Annotated in this window: 20 protein-coding genes; 5 read left to right on the top strand and 15 right to left on the bottom strand. The window is 55.3% G+C overall.

Annotated features, from left to right (window positions below; genetic code table 11):
• Window positions 1-62 precede the first annotated feature (62 nt).
• The 4 genes from ACI7MX_RS00765 (at window position 63) to ACI7MX_RS00780 (ending at window position 3,579) form a co-directional block, all read left to right on the top strand.
• Window positions 63-365, top strand: coding sequence for a helix-turn-helix transcriptional regulator (locus ACI7MX_RS00765; protein ID WP_314489450.1), 303 nt, complete (start codon window positions 63-65; stop codon window positions 363-365).
• A gap of 11 nt (window positions 366-376) precedes the next feature.
• Window positions 377-1,543, top strand: coding sequence for an MFS transporter (locus ACI7MX_RS00770; protein WP_314489453.1), 1,167 nt, complete (start codon window positions 377-379; stop codon window positions 1,541-1,543).
• Window positions 1,544-1,563: 20 nt separating this feature from the next.
• Window positions 1,564-2,613: an alkene reductase gene (locus ACI7MX_RS00775; RefSeq protein ID WP_314489455.1), complete on the top strand. Its 1,050-nt coding sequence runs from the start codon at window positions 1,564-1,566 to the stop codon at window positions 2,611-2,613.
• A gap of 753 nt (window positions 2,614-3,366) precedes the next feature.
• Window positions 3,367-3,579, top strand: coding sequence for a DUF2790 domain-containing protein (locus tag ACI7MX_RS00780; protein WP_405586508.1), 213 nt, complete (start codon window positions 3,367-3,369; stop codon window positions 3,577-3,579).
• Window positions 3,580-3,665: 86 nt separating this feature from the next.
• Here the strand turns inward: ACI7MX_RS00780 and rpoS are convergent, their stop codons facing one another.
• From rpoS to ACI7MX_RS00820, 8 genes are all read right to left on the bottom strand, one after another.
• Window positions 3,666-4,670: an RNA polymerase sigma factor RpoS gene (gene rpoS, locus ACI7MX_RS00785; RefSeq protein WP_314489461.1), complete on the bottom strand. Its 1,005-nt coding sequence runs from the start codon at window positions 4,668-4,670 to the stop codon at window positions 3,666-3,668.
• Window positions 4,671-4,776: 106 nt separating this feature from the next.
• Complete coding sequence (locus ACI7MX_RS00790) at window positions 4,777-5,604, bottom strand: peptidoglycan DD-metalloendopeptidase family protein (protein WP_405586287.1); 828 nt, start codon at window positions 5,602-5,604, stop codon at window positions 4,777-4,779.
• Window positions 5,605-5,813: 209 nt separating this feature from the next.
• On the bottom strand, window positions 5,814-6,449 hold the full coding sequence (locus ACI7MX_RS00795) for a protein-L-isoaspartate(D-aspartate) O-methyltransferase (protein ID WP_194286207.1): 636 nt from the start codon (window positions 6,447-6,449) through the stop codon (window positions 5,814-5,816).
• Between the two features lie 41 nt (window positions 6,450-6,490).
• The gene (surE, locus tag ACI7MX_RS00800) at window positions 6,491-7,240 is read right to left on the bottom strand and encodes a 5'/3'-nucleotidase SurE (protein ID WP_314489468.1); all 750 of its coding nucleotides are present in this window, start codon (window positions 7,238-7,240) and stop codon (window positions 6,491-6,493) included.
• Window positions 7,228-8,286 (bottom strand): tRNA pseudouridine(13) synthase TruD, encoded by a 1,059-nt coding sequence (truD, locus tag ACI7MX_RS00805; RefSeq protein WP_405586283.1) that lies wholly within the window; start codon window positions 8,284-8,286, stop codon window positions 7,228-7,230. The genes surE and truD overlap by 13 nt, the downstream gene beginning before the upstream one ends.
• Window positions 8,283-8,756 (bottom strand): 2-C-methyl-D-erythritol 2,4-cyclodiphosphate synthase, encoded by a 474-nt coding sequence (ispF, locus tag ACI7MX_RS00810; protein WP_405586280.1) that lies wholly within the window; start codon window positions 8,754-8,756, stop codon window positions 8,283-8,285. The genes truD and ispF overlap by 4 nt, the downstream gene beginning before the upstream one ends.
• A gap of 43 nt (window positions 8,757-8,799) precedes the next feature.
• Window positions 8,800-9,645, bottom strand: a complete 846-nt coding sequence (gene fghA, locus ACI7MX_RS00815; RefSeq protein ID WP_405586277.1) for an S-formylglutathione hydrolase — start codon at window positions 9,643-9,645, stop codon at window positions 8,800-8,802.
• Window positions 9,646-9,744: 99 nt separating this feature from the next.
• The gene (locus tag ACI7MX_RS00820; RefSeq protein WP_314489478.1) at window positions 9,745-10,857 is read right to left on the bottom strand and encodes an S-(hydroxymethyl)glutathione dehydrogenase/class III alcohol dehydrogenase; all 1,113 of its coding nucleotides are present in this window, start codon (window positions 10,855-10,857) and stop codon (window positions 9,745-9,747) included.
• A 107-nt stretch (window positions 10,858-10,964) separates the two neighbouring features.
• Here ACI7MX_RS00820 and ACI7MX_RS00825 point away from each other — a divergent pair, with 107 nt between their 5' ends.
• Window positions 10,965-11,864 (top strand): LysR substrate-binding domain-containing protein, encoded by a 900-nt coding sequence (locus ACI7MX_RS00825; protein ID WP_405586274.1) that lies wholly within the window; start codon window positions 10,965-10,967, stop codon window positions 11,862-11,864.
• A 153-nt stretch (window positions 11,865-12,017) separates the two neighbouring features.
• Here the strand turns inward: ACI7MX_RS00825 and ispD are convergent, their stop codons facing one another.
• The 7 genes from ispD to ACI7MX_RS00860 form a co-directional block, all read right to left on the bottom strand.
• On the bottom strand, window positions 12,018-12,722 hold the full coding sequence (ispD, locus tag ACI7MX_RS00830; protein WP_314489486.1) for a 2-C-methyl-D-erythritol 4-phosphate cytidylyltransferase: 705 nt from the start codon (window positions 12,720-12,722) through the stop codon (window positions 12,018-12,020).
• Window positions 12,719-12,997: a cell division protein FtsB gene (gene ftsB / locus ACI7MX_RS00835; RefSeq protein WP_003440483.1), complete on the bottom strand. Its 279-nt coding sequence runs from the start codon at window positions 12,995-12,997 to the stop codon at window positions 12,719-12,721. Before ftsB ends, ispD begins: the two co-directional genes overlap by 4 nt.
• A 169-nt stretch (window positions 12,998-13,166) precedes the next feature.
• Complete coding sequence (gene eno, locus ACI7MX_RS00840) at window positions 13,167-14,456, bottom strand: phosphopyruvate hydratase (protein WP_153378334.1); 1,290 nt, start codon at window positions 14,454-14,456, stop codon at window positions 13,167-13,169.
• Between the two features lie 153 nt (window positions 14,457-14,609).
• Window positions 14,610-15,455, bottom strand: a complete 846-nt coding sequence (kdsA, locus tag ACI7MX_RS00845; RefSeq protein ID WP_405586269.1) for a 3-deoxy-8-phosphooctulonate synthase — start codon at window positions 15,453-15,455, stop codon at window positions 14,610-14,612.
• 5 nt (window positions 15,456-15,460) lie between these two features.
• On the bottom strand, window positions 15,461-17,092 hold the full coding sequence (locus ACI7MX_RS00850; RefSeq protein ID WP_122781855.1) for a CTP synthase: 1,632 nt from the start codon (window positions 17,090-17,092) through the stop codon (window positions 15,461-15,463).
• A gap of 272 nt (window positions 17,093-17,364) precedes the next feature.
• On the bottom strand, window positions 17,365-18,681 hold the full coding sequence (tilS, locus tag ACI7MX_RS00855) for a tRNA lysidine(34) synthetase TilS (protein ID WP_405586266.1): 1,317 nt from the start codon (window positions 18,679-18,681) through the stop codon (window positions 17,365-17,367).
• Window positions 18,682-18,953: 272 nt separating this feature from the next.
• Window positions 18,954-19,901: an acetyl-CoA carboxylase carboxyltransferase subunit alpha gene (locus ACI7MX_RS00860; protein WP_314492484.1), complete on the bottom strand. Its 948-nt coding sequence runs from the start codon at window positions 19,899-19,901 to the stop codon at window positions 18,954-18,956.
• Window positions 19,902-19,948: the final 47 nt, after the last annotated feature.

Raw genomic sequence — 19,948 nt, forward strand, 5'->3', positions numbered from 1 at the left:
TATAACGATTTAAAGTTCGCCTCATCGCGATATAACGCTGCACTTAATTGAGCACTGCCACCATGCCGATCGACCTCGACGAAATAATAAAAGCGCTGGCACACCCAGTACGCCGAGAAATCATCCGTTTACTCAAAGACCCTAAAACCGAATTTCCGGACCAGCTTCACAGCACCGAACACGGTGTCTGCGCCGGGCAGTTCGACCAATGCCTAAGCCTGTCGCAATCCACGGTTTCCGCCCACCTTGCCACCCTCCAGCGCGCTGGCCTGATCAGCAGCCAGAAGGTAGGCCAGTGGCATTTTTTTAAACGTAACGAAGAAACCATTCAAGCGTTTCTCGCCACATTGAGCCAAGAGCTTTAACAAGGATACTCATGCCCCTCTCGCTACTTATTCTGGCGCTCAGCGCTTTTGCCATCGGCACCACTGAATTCGTCATCATGGGTTTGCTGCCCGATGTCGCAGCGGATCTTGGCGTCTCTATTCCGGGAGCGGGCTGGCTGGTCACCGGTTATGCGCTGGGCGTAGCCATAGGTGCTCCCTTCATGGCCCTGGCGACAGCAAAACTGCCGCGCAAGGCCGCCCTTGTTGCATTAATGGTGATTTTCATCATTGGCAACCTGCTTTGCGCACTGGCCAGTGATTACAACGTGCTCATGTTTGCACGCGTAGTCACCGCTCTGTGCCACGGTGCGTTTTTCGGGATTGGTTCCGTGGTCGCCGCTGGCCTGGTGCCCGCCAACAAACGCGCTTCCGCTGTGGCATTGATGTTTACCGGCCTGACCTTAGCCAACGTACTGGGCGTGCCGTTGGGTACTGCGCTGGGGCAAGCAGCCGGCTGGCGATCGACCTTCTTTGCAGTGACCGTCATTGGTGTTGTTGCGTTAATCGGCCTGATTCGCTTTTTGCCTGCCAAGCGCGACGAAGAGAAGCTCGACATGCGTGCTGAATTGGCGGCGCTCAGGGGCGCTGGGATCTGGCTTTCGCTGAGTATGACCGCGTTGTTTTCTGCGTCGATGTTCACCCTGTTCACCTATGTCGCCCCCTTGCTTGGCGATGTGACAGGCGTGTCGCCTAAAGGCGTGACCTGGACGTTGCTGTTGATCGGCCTGGGCCTGACGGTGGGTAACATCATCGGTGGCAAGTTGGCAGACAAGCGCTTGGCTGCGACCTTGATCGGCGTATTTATCGCAATGGCGGTCATATCAACCGCATTGAGCTGGACCGCCGTTGCCGTGATCCCGACCGAGATCACGCTGTTCCTCTGGGCTACGGCCTCGTTTGCTGCCGTGCCTGCTTTGCAAGTGAACGTAGTCACTTTCGGCAAAGCCGCACCCAATTTGGTATCAACCCTGAACATTGGCGCCTTCAACATTGGCAACGCACTGGGTGCCTGGGTCGGGGGCAGCGTCATTGCACACGGCTTTGGCCTCACCAGCGTGCCACTCGCAGCGGCTGCCCTGGCGGTACTCGCGCTGCTGATCACACTGATTACATTTCGCCAGACCGGCAATCCCGAGCTGGCGACCGTCACACATTGACTCTTGAGAGGGCTGCATTAATGACCACGATTTTCGATCCGATCAAGCTGGGCGACCTTGAACTGCCCAACCGCATCATCATGGCACCATTGACCCGTTGCCGAGCTGACGAAGGACGCGTACCCAATGCGCTCATGGCGGAGTATTACGTTCAACGCGCATCGGCCGGTCTGATTCTCAGCGAAGCCACTTCGGTAACGCCCATGGGCGTCGGCTACCCGGATACACCCGGCATCTGGTCTGACGATCAGGTACGCGGCTGGACCAACATCACCAAGGCCATTCATGCTGCCGGCGGCCGCATCATGATGCAGCTGTGGCACGTTGGCCGGATCTCGCACCCGATGTATCTGAACGGTGAGGCCCCTGTAGCACCGAGCGCCATTGCAGCCAAGGGTCATGTGAGCCTGGTTCGCCCAAAGGTTGATTTCCCGGTACCACGCGCTCTGGAAACCGCCGAAATAGCCGAGATTGTAGAGGCTTATCGCACAGGCGCCGAAAACGCCAAAGCGGCCGGATTTGACGGCGTGGAAATTCATGGCGCCAACGGCTACCTGCTTGATCAATTCCTGCAAAGCAGCACTAACAAGCGTACCGACCAATACGGAGGCAGCTTGGAAAATCGCGCGCGCCTGCTGCTTGAAGTCACCGATGCCGCCATTGAAGTCTGGGGCGCAGGTCGGGTTGGTGTGCACCTGTCGCCACGTGCCGACTTGCACGATATGGGTGATGACAACTTGGCTGAGACCTTCAGCTATGTGGCCAGTGAATTGGGAAAACGCGGGATCGCATTTATTTGCTCGCGTGAAAAAGAAGGCCCTGACAGCCTCGGCCCTCAGCTTAAAGCTGCTTTTGGCGGGCCTTACATCATCAATGAACAGTTCACCAAAGAAAGCGCAAATGCGTGGATAGCGGCGGGTAAAGCGGACGCTGTCGCGTTCGGTGTACCTTTTATCGCCAACCCTGACTTGCCTGCGCGCTTGAAGGCCGATGCTCCTCTGAACGAGGCGCACCCTGAAACGTTTTATGCCAAAGGCCCAGTCGGTTACATCGACTATCCAACGCTGTAAGGCGGCATAAAGGCTACACCAGAGAGCCTTTGAACGCGCTCAACGCAAAACGCCCAAGACTTTAGTCTTGGGCGTTTTGCTTTAATTCTGGCAAAAAAAAGGGGCGGTTTGACCCGCCCACATTTTTTCCCTAGTCCCTTTTTTCCTTCTCATCATCCTGATGAATCGCGTCCTGCGATGTCCTCTGACGTTCATCCTTGAGCGCCGTATCAATCCGTCGACACAGTTAAGATATTAAAGTTTTATAAAATTGACGCAAGCGCATCAGCTACAGGTTCTTATTAGTAATCGCTCACTTATAAAAAATAAAAACTTTTAAAATCAATAAGATAAAAAACCTAATTATCAAACAACATCTTTATGACACTTTTTTAAGCCCTTCACTTACATCAGTTGTAAGTAAAGGCTTACACCCCACTACAGAAAAGGCCCGTTTAACACCTAACCAGCTTGGCCAGCCTAAGCGGCTCAAGGGTCACAGAAACACGGCATGAGCCTGCACTTAGGATTATTACTGTTTCTCCAACACTGCTTTCCAGTCTTTGGGATTTATTCAAAACGCCATCCGCCTAAAATGGACACAGCTTCCAAACAAAGCCACGAAACGCCAGCCTGTCAGGGTCCAAGCAAACCACCCACCCACGTTTCGTAGTGCCTTCGGCCTAATTACTCCGACTGAAGACGACATTCGTTTGCACCGTTGGGACATAGATAATGAAACTGTTTAAAACGTTGGTTGCCGCTTCTTTCGTCATGCTGGGCAGCCAAATGGCCTTTGCCGATCAACCCGCTGCAGAGCAATACACGTACAGCTCTAATCTGGACATTGCCAAAGTGATACACATGGAACCCGTTCCTGCAGATGTCTGCGGCGTAGTTTCCCTGCAAATGACTTACCTTGACCACCAGGGCCAACAGCACACCATGCAATACAGCGCGATGGGTAACGGCTGCTCAAATAGCTAGGGCCGAGTCCCAACGAGGGTTAGCGAACATAAAAAAATGCCCTGAGCCGTCAGCTCAGGGCATTTCAGTGGCATCAAAAACAGGTTTTACTGAAACAGCGACTCACTGGAAAGACCATTGCGCTCAAGGATCTCTCGCAGACGCTTAAGCCCCTCTACTTGAATCTGGCGTACACGTTCACGTGTCAGGCCAATCTCAAGACCAACGTCTTCCAGTGTGCTGCTTTCATGGCCGCGCAAACCGAAGCGGCGAATCACCACTTCACGTTGCTTGTCGGTGAGCTCAGATAACCACTGATCAATACTTTGCGACAAATCATCATCCTGTAGCAGATCACACGGATCTGTAGGACGGTCATCGGTAAGGGTATCAAGCAGCGTTTTATCCGAATCAGGTCCCAAGGATACGTCAACAGATGATACCCGCTCGTTGAGTCCAAGCATGCGCTTGACCTCTGAGACAGGTTTTTCGAGCAGATTGGCGATTTCTTCAGGAGAGGGTTCGTGATCGAGTTTTTGTGTCAGTTCGCGAGCGGCTCGCAGGTAGACATTAAGCTCTTTGACAACGTGGATTGGCAAACGAATGGTACGGGTCTGGTTCATAATGGCCCGTTCAATTGTTTGACGGATCCACCAAGTGGCATACGTCGAAAAACGAAACCCACGTTCCGGGTCAAACTTTTCGACAGCCCGAATCAGCCCCAGATTGCCCTCTTCAATCAGATCGAGCAGCGATAAGCCACGATTGACATAACGCCTGGCGATTTTCACCACCAGCCGCAGGTTACTTTCAATCATGCGCTTTCGACCGGCAGGGTCTCCACTTTGCGACAAGCGAGCGAAGTGGACTTCTTCGGCAGGAGAGAGCAGCGGGGAAAATCCAATTTCATTGAGGTACAACTGAGTCGCATCAAGCGCCCGGGTGTAATCAATGTATTTGTGCTGTTTAACGGCTGCTGTTTTTTTTGACTTGGTGCGGGATGCAGGGGTTGAATCGTCTTCTTCTGACATCAAGTCATTGTCGATGTCGGCGTCCATAAGGAGCACCTCATCGTCGATGTCAAACCCCGGCACTTCTTTATTGAGAGCCATTGATATAGTCCTTTGATGAGTTCGACCTCAAGCTCAAGCACCGCCTTAATCCTTGGCAATGCTGGAACCTGCTCCTTAGCTACATCAGGAACAGGCTGGTAAGCGATCAACGTCGTGGAAGGAATTGCAGTGGATCTACAGGTTTACCCTGGCGGCGAATCTCAAAGTGAAGTTTCACCCGGTCTGTACCAGTTGACCCCATTTCGGCAATTGTCTGTCCGACCTTGACCTGCTGCCCCTCCCGAACCAACAACCTGCGGTTATGACCGTAGGCACTGACGTAGGTATCACTGTGTTTGATGATGACTAATTCGCCGTAGCCCCTCAATCCACTCCCGGCGTAAACCACTGACCCATCAGACGCAGCCAAAACAGGCTGTCCCAAATCTCCGGCGATATCAATACCTTTATTCAAACTACCGTTTGAAGAAAATTTACCGATCAAAATGCCATCAGAAGGCCATCCCCAGCCTTTGGGAGCAGGGCCCGCGGGCAACGGGGCTGGCGCCACAGCCGATTTGGTTGGGTTGGCCGCGCGCTTGATAACCGTGGTTTTAGTGCCTGAAGATGAGGACACCACCGTCGTTGTGGTCCCACCGGAAGGCACGGTTCCCGCACGACCATCGAAGCGGATGGTCTGGCCAGGGACAATGGTAAAGGGCGGATCAATCTTGTTGCGCGCGGCTAAAGCTTTCCAGTCCCAGCCGTAACGGAAGGCAATCGAAAACAGCGTATCGCCGCGTCGAACGACGTACTGGCCGGTCGTTACGGCAGGACGCTGAGCAACGCCATTGCGATCAACAACCCGCACGCCGTTTTTAGGTGTGCTGGAGCACGCTGCCAACACCAGCAGTGTCGAACTCAGGAGCAGACCGACCACCAGCTTCTGATAGCTTTTGATATCCATACGCTGCGCAATGACTGTGAGACTCACCCGCCGCTCCCTTTTAGATGGTGGTTAAATATTAGAGTGCCAGTACTGGCTTCGTTCAACCGCAAGTATAACTGGCTGTACAGCTTTGCTAAGAGCAAAGCCGCACCTTAAACAGAGCGTTTATGCGCATAAACACGCACTCAGCAGGGCCGGCCAATGGCCTTTAAGACCTGCGGCCCACCCTATAATTCACTTGGCTCAAATAAAGGCTAGGCCAATGGCCCATTGAGTAACGGCACAAAACGGACATTGCCAATCACTCGCCGGGCGAAACCGTGCTCTTCGCGCACGATCAGCATCAACTGCTGAACCTCGCCAGCGCCTACCGGAATGACCAGCCGCCCGCCTGGGGCCAACTGATCCAGCAATGCCTGAGGAACATCGGTCGCCACAGCGGTCACGATAATGCCGTTGTAGGGAGCCAAAGCCGGCCAGCCTTCCCAACCATCCCCCCAACGAAACACAACATTACGCAGGTTCAGTTCGAGCAGACGCTCTTTGGCACGATCCTGAAGCACCTTGATCCGCTCGACGGAAAAGATCCGCTCCACCAGCTGCGACAAGATCGCTGTTTGATAGCCCGAACCCGTACCGATTTCCATCACCTTGTCCAGCGGCCCATCCTCCAGCAGAAGCTCGCTCATGCGCGCCACCATGTAAGGCTGGGAGATGGTCTGGTTATTCCCGATCGGCAGTGCGGTGTCTTCGTAGGCACGATGCGCCAGCGCTTCATCGACAAACAGATGACGCGGTGTGCGACGAATGGCCTCTAATACGTTGCGGTTAACGATACCTTCTTCAAGTAAGCGCTGAATCAGACGCTCACGAGTACGTTCCGAGGTCATTCCGATGCCTCGGTGCATCAGACCATCTTGCTCACGCCCCTTCAACCCAAACCCTCCAACCAGCCGGCAAGGCTTTTGAAACCATCGCCAAACGTACGGTCCAGTTGCAGCGGGGTGATAGAAACATACCCCTGCATCACTGCATGGAAATCCGTGCCTTCGCCGCCATCCTCAACATCCCCGGCCGCTGCAATCCAGTAGCCCGCCTTGCCCCGTGGATCGACAACCTGTACCGGCGCGGATGCACGGGCACGGTGCCCCAAACGGGTGAGCTGAATACCGCGAATCTTCTCAAGAGGCAAATTCGGGATGTTGACGTTGAGGACAGTACGGGGCGGTAAATTCAGCGATGCATGGGCTTCAACTAACTTGCGGGCGAAATAAGCCGCCGTTGGCAAGTTGTCGACCTGACGAGACACCAACGAGAAGGCAAACGAGGGAAGGTCGAGAAAGCGCCCTTCGAGTGCTGCCGCTACAGTGCCGGAATACAGCACGTCATCACCCAGATTGGCGCCCAGATTGATGCCCGACACCACCATATCCGGTTGCTGTTTGAGCAAGCCATGAATGCCGAGATGGACGCAATCGGTGGGCGTCCCGTTAATGCTGATAAAGCCATTATCCAGGGTGTGCGGGTGCAACGGCCGATCAAGCGTCAATGAGCTGCTCGCACCGCTTTTATCTTGATCAGGGGCAATCACCACACATTCGCAATAATCGACAAGCGCGCCATGAAGCGCAGCCAAGCCTGGAGCGGTGACCCCATCATCATTAGAAATCAGAATACGCATAAGTTGTCCGTTTGACCCAAAGGCACCAGATCAACAAGTTCGCGCACCAGAACAGTGGCGAAGCATCCGGCCGGCAAAACAAATTCGAGTTGCAGAATGTCAGGCTCCGGATAATGCCACGTCAACCGCCCAATGGGCAGTCGCAAGATACGTCGCTCATGGCTCATGCCGGCGCGAACCAGCCAGTCACGCAGGTCTGCCTCACGTGCGGCGATAGACTGCTCCAATTCATGGGTCGCGTGCGTGGTTGCAGACTCACCCTCGCCCCATAGAGGGCCAGTTGGGTGAAGGTCAAGAATCGCCAGTCGCGGATCGTTGCACTCGGCTTCGCCCGCGGGGAAGAAACTTCGACTGTCGGTAAAAGCCAGCAAATCACCGACCTGAGCACGCTGCCAGGAGCCGTCGGCCACCCGCGCGGCCAACACCTGATTGAACAGGTAGCTGCGGGCCGTGGACAGCAGACGCGAACGGACATTGCGCTGTTCAGGCAACGCCTTGCGGGCCGCATAATCGCGTGCCTCGCCCAGATTTCCGCCCTGCCAGCCAAAACGCTGGCTGCCAAAATAGTTCGGCACACCTTGTTGGCTAATCACTTCCAGACGCTGCTGCAACGCCTCCTTGTCGGCATCCAGCTTCGTCAGACGCAGGGTAAAACCGTTGGCCGCATGGGCGCCGCGCTGTAATTTGCGTTTGTGCCGGGAGGTTTTGAGTATTTTCAGCATGTCATTTTCTGCGGCTGACAAGTCAGGATCAGCCTTGCCTGGCAACTGCACGCTGAACCATTGACGCGTCAGTGCCTGGCGGTCTTTGAGGCCCGCATAGCTTACTGTCCGCAAGGGGACACCGGCCGCCTTGGCAATACGCCGTGCCGCTTCTTCGGTGTTCAGCCCCCGCTTTTCAACCCACAACCAGAGGTGCTCGCCGTCTCCGGACAGAGGAATGTCCAGCACTTCATCGACCTGAAAATCTTCAGCCGTGGCTTTAAGCACTGCCGAGCCTAAAGGCTCGCCGTAAGCCAGCGGCCCCAGCAGATCAAACTCGTTCATGCGCGAACCAACAAAGCAATGGCGTGCACGGCAATACCTTCTTCACGCCCCACAAAGCCCAGTTTTTCAGTGGTTGTGGCTTTTACGTTTACCTGGTCCAAATCAACCTCTAGATCCGCGGCAATCAACGCACGCATGGTTTCAATATGCGGCGCCATTTTTGGCGCCTGAGCAATGATGGTGTTATCGACATTACCGACCTTCCAGCCCTTGGCGTGGATAAGTCCTACGACATTGCGCAACAAGGCGCGACTGTCAGCGCCCTTGAACTGCGGGTCGGTGTCCGGGAAATGCTTGCCGATGTCGCCCAGTGCCGCAGCACCCAGCAAAGCATCGCTGAGTGCATGCAACAGCACGTCGCCATCGGAGTGGGCCAACAGCCCGAATTTATGGGGGATTCGTACACCGCCCAAGGTTATAAAGTCGCCCTCAGCAAAACAGTGCACATCATAGCCGTGGCCAATACGCATAAAAAAACGCCCCGATTAAGTCAGGGCGTGATTCTACCTACTATTAGGCACTTAGTGCGCTTGCGTGGTGACGCAAGTGGTCGTCAATGAAACTGGCAATGAAAAAATAGCTGTGGTCATAGCCGGGTTGCAGACGCAAGGTCAGCGGATGATTGGCCAACTTTGCGGCTTGTTGAAGTGCTTCTGGCTTGAGTTGCACCGTTAGAAAGTCATCACGATCGCCCTGATCCACCAGCAGCGGCAACTTTTCCTTGGCTTCGCTTATCAACACGCAGGCATCCCATTCACGCCAGCGTGCATGCTCTTCACCCAAGTAGTGGGAAAAAGCTTTTTGCCCCCAAGGACAATCCATCGGGTTGCTGATCGGCGCAAAAGCCGACACCGATTGATAGCGCCCTGGATTACGCAATGCACACACCAAAGCACCATGCCCACCCATCGAATGGCCGCTGATGCCACGCTTTTGCGAGGCTGGAAAGTAGGTTTCAACCAATGCAGGCAACTCATGCACCACATAATCGTGCATCTGATAATGCTGGGCCCACGGCTGCTGGGTCGCGTTCAGGTAAAAACCGGCCCCCAGGCCGAAATCCCACGCGCCCTGCGGATCATCCGGCACGCCTTCACCACGAGGGCTGGTGTCCGGCGCAACAATGATCAGCCCTAATTCAGCCGCCATCTTCATTGCACCGGCCTTGTGCATGAAGTTCTCGTCGGTGCAGGTCAGACCCGACAACCAATACAGCACAGGTAACTGTGCGCCCTGCTCCGCTTGGGGTGGCAAGTACACGGCAAACACCATGTCGCAACCCAGAACCTCAGATCGGTGCTTGTAACGCTTGTGCCAACCACCAAAGCTTTTCTGGCAGGAGATATTTGTTAAAGGCATAAGGAGCAGCTCCAAGTTTCAAGCTGCAAGCTTCACGTTAAAAGCAGGCGGGGTGTATCTCCCACTTATAGCTTGAGGCTTGCAACTTGCGGCAATTCGTCAGAAGTGAATAACCGTGCGAATGCTTTTGCCTTCGTGCATCAGGTCGAAAGCCTTGTTGATGTCTTCCAGACCCATGGTGTGGGTAATGAACGTATCCAACGGGATCTCGCCGCTCTGTGCCATGTCCACATAGCTTGGCAACTCGCTGCGACCACGTACGCCACCAAATGCCGAACCACGCCAGACGCGACCCGTGACCAATTGGAACGGACGGGTCGAAATTTCCTGGCCAGCACCGGCCACGCCGATGATGACGGACTCGCCCCAGCCCTTGTGGCAGCACTCCAGCGCCGCACGCATCAATTGCACATTGCCGATGCATTCAAAGGAGAAATCAACGCCGCCATCTGTCATGTCAACGATCACTTCCTGAATCGGACGATCAAAATCTTTTGGATTCACGCAGTCGGTGGCGCCCAACTGCCGGGCAATTTCAAATTTGGCCGGGTTGATATCAATGGCGATGATCCGCGCCGCCTTGGCTTTGACCGCACCGATAACGGCTGACAGGCCAATACCGCCCAGACCGAAAATGGCCACGGTGTCACCCGGCTTGACCTTGGCTGTGTTGAGTACGGCGCCAATCCCGGTGGTCACGCCACAACCGAGCAGGCATACCTTCTCAAGCGGGGCCTCTTTTTGAATCTTGGCCACCGAGATTTCGGGCACCACAGTGTACTCAGAAAATGTCGAGGTTCCCATGTAATGGAAAATCGGCTGACCTTTATAGGAGAAACGCGTGGTGCCGTCAGGCATCAGGCCTTTACCTTGTGTCGCACGAATGGCCTGACACAAGTTGGTCTTGCCTGACAGGCAGAATTTGCACTTGCCGCACTCAGGCGTGTAAAGCGGGATCACATGATCGCCGACCGCAACAGAGGTAACGCCCTCGCCAACAGCCTCAACAATAGCACCGCCTTCGTGGCCTAGAATCGAGGGGAAAATGCCTTCCGGGTCAGCGCCCGACAACGTGTATGCGTCGGTATGACAGACACCTGAGGCAACAACTCGCAGCAATACTTCGCCAGCCTTGGGCATGGCAACATCAACTTCTACGATCTCTAACGGTTTTTTGGCTTCGAAGGCTACAGCAGCACGGGACTTGATCATCAAGCGTCTCCAACAAAATGCAAACAAGACAGACAGTGTAGTTCAGAGCTGATTGATTAATAATCCAGCCAAAAGCAAAACATTATTGCTAGACAGGGACAATAGGCGTGAATGAAAACCGCTGGGAAGGTATTGATGAGTTTGTGGCGGTGGCTGAATGCGGACAATTCACCGCAGCGGCCGAGCGACTTGGCGTGTCCTCATCCCACATCAGCCGTCAGGTGGCGCGTCTCGAAGAGCGTTTACAAACCCGATTGTTTTATCGCAGTACGCGACGGGTCACGCTGACGGAGGCTGGCCAGACTTTTTTGCAGCACTGCCAGCGTTTGCAAGACGGTCGCGAAGAAGCGCTACGCGCTGTGGGCGACTTGGCCAGCGAACCCAAAGGCCTGCTACGCATGACCTGTGCGGTGGCTTATGGGGAGCGTTTCATTGTGCCGTTGGTCACGCGCTTTATGGGAATGTACCCACAGTTACGGGTGGACATCGAGTTAAGCAACCGCCCACTGGATCTGGTACATGAGAGTCTCGATCTCGCCATTCGACTGGGTCGTTTGCAAGACTCCAGATTGGTGGCCACCCGGCTTGCGCCCAGACGCATGTACGTGTGCGCTGCGCCTTCCTACCTGGAGCATTACGGAAGGCCCCATAGCGTGTCGGAATTGAGCCGTCATAATTGCTTGATTGGCAGTTCTGATCAGTGGCAATTGCAGCAGGAGGGTCGCGAATTCTCGCAGCGTGTACAGGGAAATTGGCGGTGTAACAGTGGCCAGGCGGTACTGGACGCGGCGCTACTCGGCGTAGGTCTTTGCCAGTTGCCAGACTATTACGTGCTGGAGCATTTAAAGGCCGGTGCTCTGGTGTCCTTGCTGGAGACCCATCAACCGCCTAACACCGCCGTTTGGGCGCTGTATCCCCAGCAGCGACACTTGTCACCCAAAGTCAGAAAACTGGTGGACTACTTAAAAGAAGGATTGGCCAAGCGGGTGGAATACACCGACCTGTAGCAGCTGCCGAAGGCTGCGTCCGGCTGCGAAGCGGCCGTGAACTCAGATTGGGCGGAGTGTCAGGTAGGTTAGATTCTCAGGGTTTACGACTGCTTCGCAGCCGGACGCAGCCTTCGGCAGCTGCTACAAAGCGATCGCGAATTATAGGTCCGATCAGCGGGTTGCCCAACGCAACCGAAGCCATTCGAGGTCTTCGGGGCGGGTGACCTTGATGTTGTCCGAACGGCCTTCGATCAGGCGCGGGGCCAAACCTGCCCACTCCATTGCGGACGATTCATCCGTAATGTTCGCGTCCGCCACCAGACTGTCAGCCAAGGCTCGATGCAATGCACCCAGTCGGAACATCTGCGGTGTATAAGCCTGCCAGATCAAACTACGATCCACCGTCGCAACGGCTCGCCCCTGTTTATTCACCTTTTTAAGGGTGTCGCGTGCAGGCACGGCAAGCAGGCCGCCTACTGGGTCATCAGCCAACTCACCCAGCAGTTTATCGAGGTCTTCGCGAGATAGATTCGGTCTCGCTGCATCGTGAACCAATACCCAATCGTCATCACACGCACCCTGCGCGTGCAAATGCAAAAGCGCATTGAGTACCGAGTCGGCACGTTCGCGACCACCGTCAACCCGCACCACGCGCGGATCAGCAGCACACGGCAAGGACGGCCAGAAGGGATCATCAGAAGCAATGCTGACCACCAGCCCTTTAAGGCCTGGATGATCGAGAAAACAGCCAAGGCTGTGTTCCAGAATAGTGCGCCCGCCCAATTGCAAATACTGCTTGGGACGGTCTGCGGCCATACGGGCACCGACGCCCGCGGCAGGAATCACGGCCCAGAAGGCCGGTGCTGGAAAGCTCATTGGGCCAACTGGTAGAGGGTTTCGCCCTCCTTGACCATACCCAATTCATGGCGGGCCCGTTCTTCAACGGTCTCCATGCCTTTTTTCAATTCAAGCACTTCCGCATCCAGCACGCGGTTGCGCTCAAGCAATACTTCATTTTCAGCATGCTGATCAGCGATTTGCTGTGTCAGGTCGGTAACCTGCGCCAAACTGCCATTTCCCACCCACAGACGATACTGTAGGCCAGCCAGCAGCAAGAGCAAGATGAGAAACAACCAATTGGGACTGCGCATCGAATATCAGGTATCCAGTGAAAAGACAGCCATGCCGAAAAACGTAAACAACGAACAGTACAAAGCCTGGACGAACCAGGCTTGGTATACAGAAGCATCAGACTAGTGTCAAAAAACCCTATTTGGCGAATTTTCGGACACTATCTGACGACTTTTTACCATCTACCGCTTAGCCGCGAAACTCACTGCGACCGTTGTACTTGGCTTTCGCCCCCAACTGCTCTTCGATACGCAGCAATTGGTTGTACTTGGAAACGCGATCGGAGCGGCACAGAGAGCCAGTCTTGATCTGCCCCGCCGACGTACCCACTGCCAGATCGGCAATGGTGGAGTCTTCGGTTTCGCCCGAACGGTGGGAGATCACCGCCGTGTAACCCGCAGCCTTGGCCATCTGGATAGCTTCCAGTGTTTCGGTCAGGGTGCCGATCTGGTTGAACTTGATCAGGATCGAGTTGGCGATCTTTTTATCGATGCCTTCTTTCAGAATCTTGGTGTTGGTCACGAACAGGTCATCACCGACCAACTGAACCTTCTCACCAATTTTGTCGGTCAGAATTTTCCAGCCATCCCAGTCAGACTCGTCCAGACCGTCTTCAATGGAGATGATCGGGTAACGCTGAGTCAGACCTTTCAGGTATTCGGCAAAGCCTTCGGAATCGAACACTTGGCCTTCGCCCGACAGATTGTACTTGCCGTCTTCGTAGAATTCGCTGGCAGCGCAATCCAGCGCCAGCGTCACGTCTGTGCCGAGAGTGTAACCGGCATTGGCGATGGCTTCGGAGATCACTTTCAGTGCTTCTTCGTTCGACGCCAGGTCAGGCGCAAAACCACCTTCATCGCCCACGGCAGTGTTCAGGCCACGGGCCTTGAGCACAGCTTTGAGGTGATGGAAGATTTCAGTGCCCATACGCAGCGCGTCGGAAAAAGTCTTGGCGCCTACTGGCTGCACCATGAACTCTTGAATGTCGACGTTGTTATCGGCGTGCTCGCCACCGTTGATGATGTTCATCATCGGCACCGGCATCGAGTACACACCCGGCGTGCCGTTCAGGTTGGCAATGTGGGCGTACAGCGGCAGGTCCTGATCCTGAGCAGCAGCCTTGGCCGCAGCCAGGGATACGGCGAGGATGGCATTGGCGCCCAGTGAACCTTTGTTTTCAGTGCCGTCCAGCGCGATCATCGCGTGATCCAGCGCTTTTTGATCAACCGGGTCTTTACCCAGCAGCAAATCACGAATAGGGCCGTTAATGTTGGCAACGGCTTTCAGCACGCCTTTGCCCAAGTAACGGCTCTTGTCGCCATCACGCAGCTCCAATGCTTCACGGGAACCGGTGGAAGCACCGGACGGCGCGCACGCGCTGCCGATGATGCCGTTGTCGAGAAGCACGTCCGCTTCCACAGTGGGATTACCACGGGAGTCGAGAACTTCACGACCTTTGATGTCGACGATCTTTGCCATTGTTGTAAATACTCCAAAGTTGACGAAAACACGCAGCTGAGGGAAATTTTGTTATCGGCGGCAAGGGGATAAATGACAGGCAACCTTGCGGACGATAAGGCTCGGGCCCTGAGGCCCGAGAAATCGTGCGGTACTTTACCGGAGAAACGAGGTTTACGCGGTTTCTATTGTCGGAAAACTCTTCACCAACTCATCCAACGCTTTCAACTGGGCCAGGAAAGGCTCCAGTTTGTCCAGACGCAAGGCACAAGGGCCGTCACATTTGGCGTTGTCTGGATCCGGGTGTGCTTCAAGGAACAAACCTGCAAGGCTTTGGCTGATGCCAGCCTTGGCCAGATCGGTGACTTGAGCACGACGACCACCGGCCGAATCGGCACGACCACCGGGCATTTGCAGCGCGTGGGTCACGTCGAAAAACACCGGGTATTCGAACTGTTTCATGATGCCGAAGCCCAGCATGTCGACTACAAGGTTGTTGTAGCCAAAGCTGGAACCACGCTCACAGAGAATCAACTGATCATTGCCGGCTTCTTCGCATTTGCTCAGGATATGTTTCATTTCCTGAGGTGCGAGGAACTGGGCTTTCTTGATGTTGATCACAGCACCGGTCTTGGCCATGGCCACGACCAGATCAGTTTGGCGCGACAGGAAAGCCGGCAACTGGATGATGTCGCACACTTGCGCGACCACGGCTGCTTGCGCAGGCTCGTGGACGTCGGTAATCACCGGCACGCCAAAGGCGGCCTTGATATCCTGGAAAATCCGCATGCCTTCTTCGAGGCCGGGGCCACGGTACGAGCTGACAGATGAGCGGTTGGCCTTATCGAAACTGGCCTTGAATACATAAGGAATACCGAGCTTTTCGGTAACCCGCACGTACTCTTCACACACCTGCATGGCCATATCACGGCTTTCCAGCACGTTCATGCCACCGAACAAGACCATTGGCTTGTCGTTGGCAATTTCGATATTGCCTACACGGATAATCTTTTGCGCCATGCTGTTTATGCCTTCTTCTCGTGTTGCGCCAGTGCTGCTTTGACGAAACCTGTGAACAATGGATGGCCATCACGTGGCGTCGAGGTGAACTCCGGGTGGAACTGGCAAGCGACGAACCAAGGATGATCCGGTGCTTCTACCACTTCTACCAACGCGCCGTCACCGGAGCGACCAGTGACTTTCAGGCCCGCTTCCATCAGTTGAGGGAGCAGGTTGTTGTTCACTTCGTAGCGGTGACGGTGACGTTCAACGATCACGTCTTTGGCATAGCAATCGTGCACCTTGGAACCGGGTGCCAGCTGGCAATCCTGTGCGCCCAGACGCATGGTGCCGCCCAAGTCGGACGTTTCGGTACGGGTTTCGACTGCACCGGTGGCGTCTTCCCACTCTGTGATCAGACCCACAACCGGATGGCCGCTGTTGCGATCAAACTCGGTAGAGTTGGCGTCTTTCCAGCCCAGCACATTACGTGCGAACTCGATAACCGCTACCTGCATGCCCAGGCAGATACCCAAGTAGGGCACCTTGTTTTCACGTGCATATTGAACCGCAGTGATCTTGCCTTCGACGCCGCGCAGACCGAAGCCGCCCGGAACCAGAATGGCATCGCACCCTTCAAGCAGTTCAGTGCCTTTATTTTCGATGTCTTCGGAGTCGATATAACGCAGGTTGACCTTGGTACGGTTGGAAATACCGGCGTGGCTCATCGCTTCAATCAGCGATTTGTACGCGTCCAGCAGCTCCATGTACTTGCCCACCATCGCGATGGTGACTTCGTGCTCCGGGTTCAGCTTGGCGTCGACCACTTTGTCCCATTCGGACAGGTCAGCGCTGTTGCATTCCAGACCGAAACGCTCAACGACGAAATCATCCAGGCCCTGAGCGTGCAGCATGCCCGGGATCTTGTAGATGGTGTCGGCGTCTTCCAGCGAAATAACGGCGCGCTCTTCTACGTTGGTGAACAGCGCAATCTTGCGACGCGATGACACATCAACATGGTGATCGGAACGGCAGATCAGAACATCTGGCTGCAAGCCGATCGAACGCAGCTCTTTAACCGAGTGCTGTGTAGGTTTGGTTTTCGTTTCGCCTGCGGTGGCGATGTACGGAACCAGTGTCAGGTGCATCAGCATGGCGCGCTTGGCGCCTACTTCGATGCGCAACTGACGGATTGCTTCGAGGAACGGTTGCGACTCAATGTCACCCACAGTGCCGCCAATCTCAACCATCGCTACGTCGGCATCGCCGGCGCCCTTGATGATCCGACGTTTGATTTCGTCGGTGATGTGCGGAATTACCTGAATGGTTGCACCCAAGTAATCACCACGGCGCTCCTTGCGCAGAACGTGTTCGTAAACACGGCCCGTGGTGAAGTTGTTGTTCTGGGTCATCGTCGTGCGGATAAACCGCTCGTAGTGACCCAAGTCCAGGTCGGTTTCTGCGCCGTCGTGTGTGACGAACACTTCACCGTGCTGGAACGGGCTCATGGTGCCCGGATCAACGTTGATGTAGGGGTCCAGCTTCAGCATGGTGACCTTAAGTCCCCGCGCCTCCAGGATGGCTGCCAATGAAGCCGAGGCAATGCCTTTCCCCAATGAAGAAACAACACCGCCCGTGACGAAGATGTAGCGCGTCATGAAAAACCCTAGAAGTCTGCGTTAAAGCGGTCAGAGCCGCCGGGGAAAGCGAAGGAAGGCCGAGGCCCCCAATCACCAGCATTAGTCACAGTGCACCTTTTGAAAAACTGCTGCGTTGGAACAGACCGATGGCAACCACCGGTTCGATACAAGCCACACATTTTTTTAAAATCGCCCAGCAAAGACTGCTTGGTAATCGGCAACATCTGTAATTCTGGTGAATCTACAGAAGTTGTATCAAGAAGGGAGCGTAGTCTACCGGAAAGCCCCTTTCAGCTCAAACCTTGATCGCTGGAAGTTGGCAGCCACTGTAATTTCCAACGCCCACAGGGGCTGGAGTCCAGTCCGGGCACGTTTGCCACCGCCAATAGCTGCTCATTTGCATACACAAGCGGCAATCTGCCACGGGCAAACAGCGGTACACCGCGCTCGTTCAACAGCCGTTTCAGGTCGCGACGCCCCCGTTGTGCCAACACCATGAATTCGCCGCCTTGACGATAGCTCACTTGCAGAGGGCCATCAGGAATATCACCGTGCAGGCTTAACAGGCCGTTGCCCGGCAAGACGAGCGGTTGCTCCGGCTGCATCCACACAACCGGAGCAGCAGGCGGCTTTAGCCAATCACCGGACAACCACCAGATGCGCCCGCCTGCCCGATGGAGCTCGCCATCGGCCAGACGCCAAATCGGCTGCGCATCGTCACGGGCATCACGTAGCGCTTCCCAACCCGCCCAATGTTCAGTGTCCGGCAAGCGACTCAACGCCTTCAACCAATGACGCAAGGCGTTACGCTGGCGTGCAGGCGACAAGCGGGCCAGCGGGGCCAATTCAAGTGACGGCAAACCGAGCCAGCCAAACACGGATGTCGATGCTGCGGCCTGCAAATCCTGCTCAGCCAATTCGTCCAGTAAACCTTGAGCTTCAGCGCAATGATCTGCGCTGCGTGCAAGAGTCGCGTTCGCTTGAGGCCAGCGACGCTCAAGGGTCGGAAGCACTTCATGGCGCAAATAATTGCGGGAGAAGTGTGTCTGGCAGTTGGAGGGATCTTCAATCCATGTCAGGCCTTTGTCATGGGCGTAAGCCGCTAACTCGGCTCGAGACACATCCAGCAAAGGCCGACTCAGTGAACCTTGCCCCAAACTGCGTTGGCGCGGCATGCCCGCCAAACCATTCACCCCAGCGCCACGCAACAGACGAAACAGCACGGTTTCAGCCTGATCATCACGGTGCTGCCCAGTGAGTAACACCTCATCGACGAGCGTGCAGGCGACAAACGCCTGATAGCGCGCATCCCGCGCTGCGCGCTCAAGGCTTGCACCCGGTTGCACCTGTACGCGAATGACCTGCAATGGGACATCCAATTCATCACACAGCGCCTGACAATGGGCTGGCCACGCGTCAGCTGCCGCCTGTAAACCATGATGAACATGGACAGCGGTGAGAGATGGGAGTGAATGGGATTGGCGCAGTTGTATGAGAAGGTGCAGCAGTACGGTTGAATCGAGACCGCCAGAGAGCGCGACGCGCCATGCCTTGGCGTTGCGCCAGGGTTGCAAGGCTTGAAGGAGCTGGATTGAGAGGCTGGACATCACACAATCCCGTGGGAAAAAGCCATCAAGATCAAAAGCCCCTCACCCTACCCCTCTCCCGGAGGGAGAGGGAACTGACCGCATATGTACTCAAGATGACTTGTCAGCCCCTTTCACTGCGGTGATAGAACTGACCGCATGCGCCCTCAAGAACACCACCAATCAGCCCTTTTCCCTGCGGGGGAGAGAACTGACCGCCTGCGCCCTCAAGAACACCACCAATCAGCCCCCTCTCCCTTTGGGAGAGGGTTGGGGTGAGGGTCAGTCGTAATTTAGAGACCGTAGCTCATCAAGCGATCATAACGACGCTTGAGCAGCGTTTCGTGATCCAGCTTGTTCAGCATGTCGAGCTGGGAAATAAGATCAGCACGAATAGTGGCAGACGCCGCAGCCGGGTCACGGTGCGCGCCGCCCAAAGGCTCGCCAATCACCTTGTCCACGATGCCCAAGCCTTTCAAACGCTCAGCCGTAATGCCCATCGCCTCAGCAGCGTCCGGCGCCTTTTCGGCCGTTTTCCACAGAATCGAAGCACAGCCCTCAGGCGAGATAACCGCGTACGTCGAATACTGCAACATGTTCAACTGATCGCATACACCGATCGCCAACGCACCGCCAGAACCGCCTTCACCAATAACTGTGGCGATAATCGGTGTTTTCAGACGGGACATGACGCGCAGGTTCCAGGCAATGGCTTCGCTCTGGTTGCGCTCTTCAGCGTCAATCCCAGGGTAGGCACCCGGCGTATCGATAAAGGTCAGGATCGGCATTTTGAAGCGTTCGGCCATTTCCATCAGTCGGCAGGCCTTGCGGTAGCCTTCTGGTCGCGGCATGCCGAAGTTGCGGCGAACCTTTTCGCGCACTTCACGCCCCTTCTGGTGACCAATCACCATCACGGGCTGATCGTCCAGGCGGGCAATACCACCCACAATTGCCGCATCGTCCGAGAAGTGGCGATCGCCGTGCAGCTCATCGAATTCAGTGAAGATGTGATCGATGTAGTCCAAGGTGTAAGGACGACGCGGGTGACGGGCCAGACGGGCAATCTGCCAGCTGGTCAGTTTGCCGAAAATATCTTCAGTCAGCGTTTTGCTTTTGTCTTGCAGACGAGAGATTTCATCGCTGATATTCAGCGAATTATCATTACCAACCAAGCGCAACTCTTCGATTTTGGCTTGCAGGTCAGCAATCGGCTGTTCGAAATCAAGAAAATTCGGGTTCATAAGCATCCGTCTTGGGTCGGCGGCAAAGCATGCCAGAAAGACTAAAA

The sequence above is a fragment of the Pseudomonas sp. 2024-210 genome (assembly GCF_045062345.1).
Classification (GTDB): Bacteria; Pseudomonadota; Gammaproteobacteria; order Pseudomonadales; family Pseudomonadaceae; genus Aquipseudomonas.